Origin of the sequence: Escherichia fergusonii ATCC 35469 (assembly GCF_000026225.1) — a bacterium.
GTDB lineage: Bacteria > Pseudomonadota > Gammaproteobacteria > Enterobacterales > Enterobacteriaceae > Escherichia > Escherichia fergusonii.
In genome coordinates this window covers 2,185,986-2,197,228 of sequence record NC_011740.1, presented here as the reverse complement: position 1 = coordinate 2,197,228, position 11,243 = coordinate 2,185,986, and the positions used below count along the sequence as shown (strand labels likewise).

Sequence of the window (11,243 nt, the reverse complement as noted above, 5' to 3'; positions counted from 1 at the left end):
AAAATGGAGGAATTATGAAACACTGTCGGGAATCGTCTGAATGACGGGCACTTTTGCGAGCACGCATCCAGTAATAACACAGGAAACTATTTTATCTACGCGTTAGCGATAGACTGCATTAAGGGCAAAAGGAGGTAGGCCGACGATTTCAGCGGGACGCTGAAACGGGAAAGCCCCTCCCGAGGAAGGGGCCTTAAATAAGGAAAGGGTCATGATGAAGTGGATCATCATCGTGGTGCTCTTAGTCGTTAGCTACCCAGCTTACTAAGACTACCAGGGCGGGGAAACCCCGCTCTACCCTCACTCCTGAAAGTATGCCTTCACGGTCAGAATGTCAATCCGCAGGCTTTGCAGTTTGCGATCCTGTCTGCAAATATTCTTTGCGAGTCGTTACGCAATAATCACAGATGAAACTATTTTATCTACGCGTTAGCGATAGACTGCATTCAGGGCAAAAGGAGGTAGGCCGACGATTTCAGCGGGACGCTGAAACGGGAAAGCCCCTCCCGAGGAAGGGGCCTTAAATAAGGAAAGGGTCATGATGAAGATACTCATCATCGTGGTGCTCTTAGTCATTAGCTTACCGGCTTACTAAGACTACCAGGGCGGGGGAAACCCCGCTCTACCCTCACTCCTGAAAGTATGCCTTCACAATCAGATTGTCAATCCGCAGGCTTTGTAGTCTGCGATCCTGCCAGCAAATATTCTTTGCGAGACGTTACGCAATAATCACATGTGAAACTATTTTATCTGCAAGTTAGCGATAGACTGCTTGCATGGCGAAAGGAGGTAGGCCGCCGATTTCAGCGGGACGCTGAAACGGGAAAGCCCCTCCCGAGGAAGGGGCCTTAAATAAGGAAAGGGTCATGATGAAGCTACTCATCATCGTGGTGCTCTTAGTTATTAGCTGGCCAGCTTACTAAGACTACCAGGGCGGGGGAAACCCCGCTCTACCCTCACTCCTGAAGTTATGTTAATCCACCCTTATTGTCAATCTGTAAGTCCACGTTCTTGCGGGGCGAATAGCAAAACCCTCTGCGCTTATGGGCCGAATTCTGAAAGTTGCTTTGCCTGCTCTTATTTCATTATTGCAGTCGGTATGATACCGGACCTCAATAATTCTCTAAGAAAGGATTTCTTATGAGCGAACAAATCACGTTTGCCACCAGCGATTTTGCCAGTAACCCGGAACCACGTTGTCCCTGCATTTTGCTGCTGGATGTTTCTGGCTCAATGAGCGGCAGACCTATTAATGAACTTAACGCCGGATTGGTTACCTTTCGTGATGAACTGCTTGCCGATCCGCTGGCTTTAAAAAGAGTGGAACTCGGTATTGTGACGTTCGGCCCGGTGCATGTGGAACAACCATTTACCAGCGCCGCTAATTTTTTCCCGCCCATCCTGTTTGCCCAGGGGGATACACCAATGGGCGCCGCCATTACCAAAGCCATGAATATGGTTGAGGAACGGAAACGTGAGTACCGCGCAAATGGTATTTCATATTATCGTCCGTGGATTTTCCTGATCACTGATGGCGCACCAACCGATGAGTGGCAGGCTGCCGCCAACAAAGTGTTTCAGGGGGAAGAAGATAAAAAGTTTGCCTTCTTTACCATCGGTGTTCAGGGGGCTGATATGAAGACCCTGGCACAAATCAGCGTTCGTCAGCCTTTACCACTACAGGGATTACAATTCCGTGAACTGTTTAGCTGGTTATCCAGTTCGCTGCGTTCGGTTTCCCGCTCCACGCCGGGAACGGAAGTTGTGCTGGAAGCGCCAAAAGGCTGGACGTCAGTGTGAGCTGGCGTCTGGTTTATGCATCAGCCGTTGGAACGTCGCACATCAGCGCTGATTTACCTTGTCAGGATGCCTGCCAGATGCAGGTTGTCTGCCTAAACGACCAGCAACCATTACTGGTGATGTTCCTTGCTGATGGCGCAGGTAGCGTTTCGCAGGGGGGCGAAGGCGCGATGCTCGCCGTCAATGAAGCGATGGCTTATATGTCGCAAAAAGTGCAGGGTGGGGAATTGGGGCTTAATGATGTCCTCGCCACAAATATGGTACTGACTATTCGTCAGCGACTTTTTGCCGAGGCGGAAGCTAAAGAATTAGCAGTTCGCGATTTTGCCAGCACGTTTCTGGGATTGATTTCGTCGGCTAACGGCACCTTGATTATGCAGATTGGCGATGGCGGCGTGGTGGTGGATTTTGGTCACGGTCTGCAATTACCGCTTACGCCGATGGTGGGTGAATATGCCAATATGACGCATTTCATTACCGATGAAGATGCCGTTTCCAGACTGGAAACTTTCACCAGCACTGAGCGTGCGCATAAAGTTGCAGCATTTACGGATGGTATTCAGCGGCTGGCGTTAAATATGCTGGATAATTCTCCTCATGTGCCTTTCTTTGCCCCGTTTTTCAATGGACTGGCGTCAGCAACGCAGGAACAACTCGATTTATTACCTGAATTGTTAAAGCAGTTTTTGTCCAGCCCAGCGGTAAACGAGCGTACCGATGATGATAAAACGTTAGCACTGGCTATGTGGACAGAATGAACATCGCATGGCGGTTGAAGACAACGGTTCAACCGCCAGTTTAAGCAATCAATATAATGGCTGGCTAGCGAACTAATTTTGCTCTTAGCTCGTCGGCTTCTTCTTTTGGATAGGTGACCAATAAAGGATCAATGGTATAACCACCGTAAATTTTATCCCCGCGCGTATACATCCAGTCTGAAATATCTTCTTTCTTGATTTTCCACTCCTGGCCATATTCTACGTTTGTAACAATACCAGGGTCATTGCTTATTATACCAATAAACATGCCGTTAGAATAAGTGACATCCGTGAGCCAGAAATGCTCGGTTTCTCCGCGATCGGTTATCGGGGCTTTGACTGCGAAAGTATCAGCATCTTTTTTATTCATAACTTCGATGAATTGATCGGTTTCTTTCCGCGCATGTTTAATCGCGTCAGACATCGCCTTTTTATCATAACCTCCTGTCACTAACGTATCCGAAATCTCACAATAGCTTGCGGTAGTAAAAAATAGCAGACACAACATAAGTAATATCTTTTTCATTTTTTCTCCAGAATCCCTGTGTAGTAAAAGTTAGCAAAAAACCTGTGGAAGTGAATCATTATCAGGTTGGAATTGAATTGTATCCTGATGAAATTGCATTATCATTTTTATTCTTGAGTGGGACTCTTCCAATATAGAAATAATTATAATGGGCAGTGTTATTATTCATTGAAATATAATATGACTGCCCTTGAAACATTATGAAGACAAATATAAAAGTATTTACATCGACAGGTGAATTGACCACTCTCGGGCGTGAACTGGGCAAAGGCGGCGAAGGCGCGGTTTATGATATCGAGGAGTTTGTCGATAGCGTTGCCAAGATTTATCACACGCCGCCACCCGCCTTAAAACAGGACAAACTTGCCTTTATGGCTGCGACAGTTGACGCGCAGTTGCTGAATTATGTCGCCTGGCCGCAGGCAACGCTTCACGGTGGACGAGGCGGAAAAGTTATCGGTTTTATGATGCCAAAAGTTTCTGGTAAAGAACCGATTCATATGATCTATAGCCCGGCACATCGTCGCCAGAGTTACCCTCATTGTGCGTGGGATTTTCTACTCTATGTTGCGCGCAATATTGCTTCATCTTTTGCTACGGTTCATGAGCACGGGCACGTCGTGGGTGACGTAAACCAGAACAGCTTTATGGTAGGTCGCGACAGCAAAGTGGTGTTGATCGATAGTGACTCCTTTCAGATTAACGCCAATGGCACACTGCATTTATGCGAAGTCGGCGTGTCGCATTTTACGCCGCCAGAGCTGCAAACCTTACCGTCATTTATCGGCTTTGAACGCACCACGAATCACGATAATTTTGGCCTTGCGTTGCTGATTTTTCACGTCTTGTTTGGTGGTCGGCATCCTTATTCCGGTGTACCGCTTATCTCTGATGCGGGTAATGCGCTGGAGACGGATATTGCCCATTTCCGTTATGCCTACGCGTCAGATAATCAGCGACGTGGTTTAAAATCGCCGCCACGATCGATTCCGCTATCGATGTTACCGGGTGATGTTGAAGCCATGTTTCAGCAGGCGTTCACGGAAAGTGGCGTGGCAACCGGGCGTCCGACGGCAAAAGCGTGGATAGCGGCACTGGATTCTCTACGCCAACAATTAAAGAAATGTACTGTTTCGGCAATGCATGTTTACCCTGGTCATTTGACTGACTGTCCGTGGTGTACACTGGATAATCAAGGCGTTATCTATTTTATTGATCTTGGCGAAGAGGTGATTACCACCGGCGGTGATTTTGTGCTGGCGAAAGTCTGGGCGATGGTGATGGCGTCAGTAGCACCGCCAGCACTACAGTTACCATTACCCGATCATTTCCAACCAGCTGGCAGGCCGCTTCCTTTAGGCCTGTTACGGCGTGAATACATTATTCTGATTGAGATCACACTGTCAGCGTTATCGCTGTTGCTTTGCGGTCTTCAGGCAGAACCGCGTTATATTATTTTGGTGCCTGTGCTGGCGGCTATCTGGATTATTGGCAGTCTGACAAGCAAAGCTTACAAAGCAGAAGTCCAGCACCGTCGTGAGGTATTTAATCGTGCGAAAATGGACTATGACCATTTAGTCAGCCAGATCCAACAGTTGGGCGGGTTGGAAGGTTTTATCGCCAAACGGACGATGCTCGAAAAAATGAAGGACGAAATTCTCGGTTTACCGGAAGAAGAAAAGCGCGATCTGGCAGCACTTCAGGACAACGCAAGGGAACGGCAGAAGCAGAAGTTTCTGGAGGGATTTTTTATTGATGTTGCCTCTATTCCCGGCGTTGGCCCTGCGCGTAAAGCGGCGTTACGGTCTTTTGGTATTGAAACAGCAGCAGATGTTACCCGTCGTGGTGTTAAGCAAGTGAAAGGGTTTGGTGATCATCTGACACAGGCGGTTATCGACTGGAAAGCGAGTTGCGAACGCCGTTTTGTGTTCAGGCCGAATGAAGCGGTAACGCCAGCAGACAGACAAGCGGTAATGGCGAAAATGACCGCCAAACGACATCGGCTGGAATCGGCGCTGACTGTCGGCGCGACAGAGTTGCAGCGATTCCGCCTTCATGCTCCTGCACGGACCATTCCGTTGATGGAACCATTACGTCAGGCAGCGGAGAAACTGGCTCAGGCGCAGGCTGATTTAAGCCGCTGCTGAGCCATTTTTCAATTAACGAAACACCACTTCCGCCCAGCGTGCCAGCCCGGCGGTGACGGAGCCAAAGTCATCGCCACCTGCAATCGGAATGCCCGGCAACTGTTCTGTCAGCGCTTTTTTAATCAGCGGCGAACGGGCGCTACCGCCGGTCAGATAGATAACATCCGGTTTTTCCTGGGCGTTATCCAGCGCCAGTTGCACCTGTTCCAGAATCCGCGCCAGCGGCTGGCTGAGGGCGCTTTCCAGCCCTTGTTGGCTAATCAGCGTTGCCAGTTCATCGCTGATAAACGGCAGTGAGGCGCGGGTTTCCGCTACGCTTGAAAGGGCGATTTTGCTCTCTTCTGCACTGCGCACCAGGCGATAGCTTAAACGCTGACGCCAGACTTTCTGTAACAGGGCCACTTTCTCCGGTTCGCGGGCGTCGCGTACCAGATCGTTAAGCAGACGACCGTTAGCACTACTGTAGAAATCACTCTGCGCAGGTACATCGTTGATGGCAATCGCATTCCACCACGGCAGGATCGGTAGGGCGATGCCTTTTTCAGTTTCGCCACCCATGCCCAGTAATGGCATCAGATTTTTAAACGCCAGTGCGATATCCAGATCGTTACCGCCAATACGGCAACCACTGTGACCCAGCAGGCTGGCTTCACGATCGAGACGTGAACGCCACTGTGGCCCCATTAGCAGTAAAGAACAGTCAGTCGTACCACCACCAATATCCACCACCAGCACCCGTTTTTCTTCCTGCAAGGTGGCTTCGTAATCCAGCCCAGCCGCCACCGGCTCGTACTGGAATACCACATCCTTAAACCCGGCACGCTTTGCTGCGCGCTCCAGAATCCCTTGTGCCTGGGCGTTTGCCTCATCGCCGCCCAGCCCCTGGAAGTTGATCGGGCGACCAATCACCGCCTGGGTAATCGCTTCTGGCTGCTGTGTCTGGGCCTGCTTGCGAATGTGCAGCATCATTGCGCAGACCAGATCCTCAAACAGCGCCACCTGCTGCGGTTTTAAGCCGCTGGCACCGAGGAACGATTTTGGTGATTTCACAAACCACACTTCTTCCGGATCATCAATGTACTGCGCCAGTGAGGAAAGACCGAACTGCACGCTTTTCGCCGTGACATCGATATCTTCTTCGCGGTTATAACGAATTGCCCGACGTAACAGCGCCTGCGTTTCATCGTCGTCTGCCGGAACATCATGATGGCGGTACAGCCATTCGCTTACCGCTTCACGCGTTGGCGCGCAAAGCATTGAAGGCAGCAGCGTGCTGTCGTTTTCCATTTTTAGCAAATGCGGTTTACCGTCACGCATGACCGCCACTGAACAGTTTGCTGTACCGTAATCAAAACCAATAAACACGAAATAATCCCCATGCCGGTGAAGAAGGGGCGTGACTTTAGCGAAATGTTGCCGTCGCGACAACCGGAATATGAAAGCAAAGCGCAGCGTCTGAATAACGTTTATGCTGAAAGCGGATTAACAAGGAGATGCGATGTATACCCTGAACTGGCAGCCGCCGTATGACTGGTCGTGGATGTTGGGTTTTCTCGCCGCTCGTGCGGTGAGCGGTGTGGAAACAGTCGCTGACGATTTTTATGCCCGTAGTCTGGCGGTGGGTGAACATCGTGGCGTGGTGACTGCTATTCCGGATATAGCCAGCCATACTCTGCACATAAATTTAAGTGCAGGTTTAGAACCTGTTGCCGCTGAGTGTCTGGCGAAAATGAGCCGCCTGTTTGATCTGCAATGTAACCCGCAGATTGTGAACGGTGCGTTGGGAAAGTTAGGCGCGGCGCGGCCCGGATTGCGTTTACCTGGTTGTGTTGATGCTTTTGAGCAGGGCGTGCGGGCGATTTTAGGCCAACTGGTGAGCGTGGCGATGGCGGCAAAATTGACCGCCAGAGTGGCACAGCTTTATGGCGAACGGCTGGATGATTACCCGGAATATGTCTGCTTCCCCACGCCTCAGCGGCTGGCGGTAGCCGACCCGCAGGCATTAAAAGCGTTAGGTATGCCGTTGAAACGGGCAGAGGCGCTGATTCATCTGGCAAATGCGGCGCTGGAGGGCACCTTACCAATGATAATACCGGGCGACGTAGAACAAGCGATGAAAAAGCTGCAAACTTTTCCGGGTATCGGGCGCTGGACGGCGAATTATTTCGCCTTGCGCGGCTGGCAGGCGAAAGATGTTTTTCTGCCGGATGATTATCTGATTAAACAGCGATTTCCGGGAATGACACCGGCACAAATCCGCCGTTATGCCGAGCGCTGGAAGCCCTGGCGTTCTTATGCGCTGTTGCATATCTGGTATACGGAAGGCTGGCAACCCGACGGAACGGACGAATTGTAGGCCTGATACGTCGCATCAGGCGATGGGGAAGCACGCCTTAGTTAATCGCGAAATAACTGTTATTCACCAGCAAATCCAATGGTTGGGCATCGGCAATCACATCACCATAAATCAGATCAACGCCGATGCCAGAAAGCGTATCCATCACTAAGGGTAAAACAACTGGCCCGGCGATAGTCTTCACCCCGAGTCGCTGAGCGTGCCCCTGAATAATCGTAATCAGCATCTCATCCATCAAATTACCCTGCACGCTGGCGCATAGCTCACCGTCAAGTAGCAGGTAATCTGCCATATTCGCTTTCAGCGTGTTGAAAATTTGCAGATCGCGACCCACCTGGCTGAGCACTATCCGACATCCCGCCAGCCGCAGTTTTTGCACGCTTTCTGCGTGATCGATAACCGCTTCTGCCGGAATAATCAGATGTAATAACCGCGGTGGTAGAGGGCTATTTTCCAACTGCTCAAGCAGTTCATTCACCAGAGCGGCGCTACTCAAACCGGCAACAGAAAGGGGGAGGGCGATGCTTAAGCCTTTACTGGCAATCGCTTTTGCGGTCTGCTGGAAAAATTCATGGAGTACCCGGCGGTCAAGAGCATGGTTAAGCGCCGGATCACCGAAGCTACGACGAAATGTTTGTTCATCAAAAATCTCGCCTTCGCAACCCCAGAGTTTTAGTGATATCAACCACAAATTACGCGCTTCCGGGATCCGTGGCGAAGCGACGCCGTGGGCGATCATCATCAACTGATTCTCTTTAATCATCCGCCACTGTTCATCAATCGACATCGCCGCCCGTTCGATATGTGCGTCAGCTTGCTGCGGTTCGTAAACTGTCACCCGGCCGCGGCCACCATTTTTGGAGGCATAACAGGCGATGTCAGCCTGCGACATCACTTCAACCGCCTGATGATTGTTGTCATCAATCAAGGTAATCCCGGCACTGGCACCTACCCGATGTACACGTCCTTCCCATATAAAATGATAGTCATTCACGGCGCTGATAATGCGTGTAGCGATAAAACGCGCACTTTCGACATTACAGTCTGGCAGCAGCAGACCAAATTCATCGCCACCGAGTCGCGCAAGTACGTCGCTGGAGCGCAGCATACTCAGCATCAATGATGCCAGTTCGCGCAGCAAAGCGTCGCCAGCGGCGTGCCCGGCGCTGTCATTCACCGCTTTAAAGCGATCAAGATCGATAAACACCAGTGCATGTCGCTGATGTGTACTGTTTACCGTTTGCAGCAGGATGCGTAGTTGCTTCTCAAAACTGGCGCGATTGGCGAGATGCGTCAGTGCATCATGGGAGGCGCTGTAGCTAAGTTGGCGCAGCATTTTGCGTGATTCGGTGACGTCCTGAATCACCAGTACTGAGCCTATATTGCTGCCGTCCAGAGTACTTAGTGGCGTAATGCTGTAATGCACGTCGTAGCTGCCGCCGCTCCGGCAGTGCAACACTACATCTTGTTCAATCGCGGAACGCGAGGTGTCGGCACTGTAAATGTTCTCCATCAGGGGACCATTGTCGCCAAAGGTAATATGCAACACCGTCAGGAGCGGAACCCCCAACGCTTCCTCCTGCATCCAGCCGCTCATCTTCTCCGCCACCGGGTTCATAAAGGTAATTTTCATTGCCATATCAATACAGACCACAGCTTCGCCGATGGAGTCCAGCGTAATGTGCAGGCGCTCTTTTTCCTGAAACAATGCCTCGTTAAGCTGTTTAACCTCAGTCATATCCATATTAATGCCGAGCAGGCGTTCGACTTCGCCTTCTTTATTCAGTACCCGGTTAGCGAGGGCGCGGATATGGCGGATGCCATCTTTCACGGCAATGCGAAATTCCAGTTTAAAGGGAGAGCGTGATTGCAATGAATCGCGAATCACTTTTTCGGCGTGCTGGCGATCTTCCGGCAGCACGCACTCGTACCACACTTGCCAGTTCGGTTTGATATGCGGAGGAATTTCATACAGCTCGAACATCCGCTTATCCCAGCTAAAAATATCCGGCTTCAGCTCCCATTCCCAGATACCAATCCCGCCCGCTTCATTAGCCAGTGTAATGCGTTCCATCAGGCGTTTGTTTATGTGTTCAGTACGTTTGAGCTCATTGATATCTTCGATCTGGGCGATAAAGTAGAGCGGCGTACCATCGGTGTGGCGTACCAGTGAGACAGCAAGCAATGCCCAAACAATATCGCCAGTACGATTGTAGTAACGCTTTTCCATCGAATAGGTATTGATCTCACCATTAATGAGTTTCTCAACCTGTTGCAGATCTTTATTGAGATCTTCCGGCCAGGTCAGTTGCTGAAAGGTGAGGGCGCGTAGCTCATCCTGGTTGTAACCGAGAAACTGACATAAGGCTTTATTGGTTTGCAGCCATTGTCCTTCCGTTCCCACAAGAGCCATGCCGATGGCGGAATACTCCATAGCGTTGCGAAAACGGGTTTCGCTTTCGGAAATGTGTTTGCGTTCCGCACGAAAGGCATACATCACCATAGTCATGATGTTGGCGGGCAGCAGGATCAGTAAAAACGGTAGCCACGGCATATGGCTCATCAGGTACGTTCTCGGCGTAGCAAGCAGGGAGGGATCCGCGGCCATCATCAGCGACACCATCATCACCGTGGTAAGGAAAATCAAAAAGGCTTCCATTCGTGGCAGGCGCACGGCGCTCCACATCAGCAGCACAATAATGAAAGTAAAAGGCCACGGCAGATACAGCATCGAAAGCCAGCTTAACGTCAGTGTGATGGCTAACGTGAGCAGTGACTCAAAAAGCAACCGAGGGTTGCGATGGCGCAACAGATAATGTGGCTTAAATAACAATCCCAGCGGCACCAGTGCCAGAGCGCCGATGGATTCTGAAAGGACCCAGATAAAAAATGATCTTAAAGGATCGTCTCCAGGGGTAATCAGGAGAATAAGTACGCCGCCCAGCAACGGGGGAACTATGGCACTGCCAAACGCCAGACGTAACCAGTCATTTAGATTTTTTAGAGGGTTATACCATGGCAACAATTTACGCAGGAGGAGGGCGCCTGTAGCCGCTTCAACAATGTTGATTCCCGTCCAGATCATATTCAGGGAGCTGGTAGAGAAAAGGAGAACGGATGCCGCGATATTGCCCAGCGAGCAAGTCAGCGCAATGCCTGGCCACATCCGTCCTGCATGGCGGTAAAACGCTACCATCATAATCGAGGTGGGAAACCAGAGTGGCGCCAGTTGGTTACCAAACTGAGAAAGCTCAAGAGAGAACAGAGTAAAAATAAAAGAAACTAAACCTAAACTGACCAGGTGCAGTAGCGGATGTGGCAGGGTAACTAAAACATGTTGGGATGGTTTACTCATTACTGCTCAATCCGAATGGCCAGATCGTCGCGGATATACCGGACGTTTCAGTGTGAATTTCTGTTTATGCTAGTACAAAAGTTTTACATTTTATATGTGGATTGTTCATAAAATGACGCATCAGGTGATATTTCGTTCGCTGTGAACTAACATTTTTAACTTTGTATTAAAATTGCGCGAATTAATTTGCGTCAGGGAATTATTCGACTAAATTTATGCCCTAACCATGCAGGCGCTATTCGACTGGTATCAGACGGATGAAATCCCTATAATTGCCGCGTTTGGCGTTTCGACGCTCCCC

The 11,243-nt window shown here is 50.2% G+C and carries 10 protein-coding genes; 7 read left to right on the top strand and 3 right to left on the bottom strand.

All coding sequences use genetic code 11. The annotated features are described in order from the left end of the window. Positions 1-211 precede the first annotated feature (211 nt). From EFER_RS24845 to EFER_RS10855, 5 genes are all read left to right on the top strand, one after another. Positions 212-268 (top strand): type I toxin-antitoxin system Ibs family toxin, encoded by a 57-nt coding sequence (locus tag EFER_RS24845; RefSeq protein ID WP_100733666.1) that lies wholly within the window; start codon positions 212-214, stop codon positions 266-268. A gap of 270 nt (positions 269-538) precedes the next feature. Next, positions 539-595, top strand: coding sequence for a type I toxin-antitoxin system Ibs family toxin (locus tag EFER_RS24115; RefSeq protein WP_100733667.1), 57 nt, complete (start codon positions 539-541; stop codon positions 593-595). A 271-nt stretch (positions 596-866) separates the two neighbouring features. Next, the gene (locus EFER_RS24110; protein WP_100249772.1) at positions 867-923 is read left to right on the top strand and encodes a type I toxin-antitoxin system Ibs family toxin; all 57 of its coding nucleotides are present in this window, start codon (positions 867-869) and stop codon (positions 921-923) included. A 217-nt stretch (positions 924-1,140) separates the two neighbouring features. Then, on the top strand, positions 1,141-1,800 hold the full coding sequence (locus EFER_RS10860; RefSeq protein ID WP_000003182.1) for a vWA domain-containing protein: 660 nt from the start codon (positions 1,141-1,143) through the stop codon (positions 1,798-1,800). Beyond that, positions 1,797-2,558, top strand: coding sequence for a PP2C family serine/threonine-protein phosphatase (locus EFER_RS10855; RefSeq protein ID WP_000119077.1), 762 nt, complete (start codon positions 1,797-1,799; stop codon positions 2,556-2,558). The genes EFER_RS10860 and EFER_RS10855 overlap by 4 nt, the downstream gene beginning before the upstream one ends. A gap of 64 nt (positions 2,559-2,622) precedes the next feature. On the opposite strand, the gene EFER_RS10850 is transcribed toward EFER_RS10855, so the two are convergent. Next, positions 2,623-3,084, bottom strand: coding sequence for a YegJ family protein (locus EFER_RS10850; protein WP_000722340.1), 462 nt, complete (start codon positions 3,082-3,084; stop codon positions 2,623-2,625). 200 nt (positions 3,085-3,284) lie between these two features. On the opposite strand from EFER_RS10850, the gene yegI reads away from it, so the two are divergent. Next, positions 3,285-5,231, top strand: coding sequence for a protein kinase YegI (yegI, locus tag EFER_RS10845; RefSeq protein WP_000856094.1), 1,947 nt, complete (start codon positions 3,285-3,287; stop codon positions 5,229-5,231). A gap of 12 nt (positions 5,232-5,243) precedes the next feature. Here the strand turns inward: yegI and yegD are convergent, their stop codons facing one another. Continuing rightward, positions 5,244-6,596 (bottom strand): molecular chaperone, encoded by a 1,353-nt coding sequence (yegD, locus tag EFER_RS10840; RefSeq protein WP_000469672.1) that lies wholly within the window; start codon positions 6,594-6,596, stop codon positions 5,244-5,246. Positions 6,597-6,729: 133 nt separating this feature from the next. Between yegD and alkA the strand changes: the two genes are divergently transcribed. Next, a complete protein-coding gene (gene alkA, locus EFER_RS10835) occupies positions 6,730-7,587 on the top strand; it encodes a DNA-3-methyladenine glycosylase 2 (protein ID WP_000288363.1) in 858 nt (285 codons plus the stop codon). Between the two features lie 37 nt (positions 7,588-7,624). Here alkA and EFER_RS10830 read toward each other — a convergent pair whose 3' ends face one another. Then, positions 7,625-10,942: a diguanylate cyclase gene (locus EFER_RS10830; protein ID WP_000042965.1), complete on the bottom strand. Its 3,318-nt coding sequence runs from the start codon at positions 10,940-10,942 to the stop codon at positions 7,625-7,627. Positions 10,943-11,243: the final 301 nt, after the last annotated feature.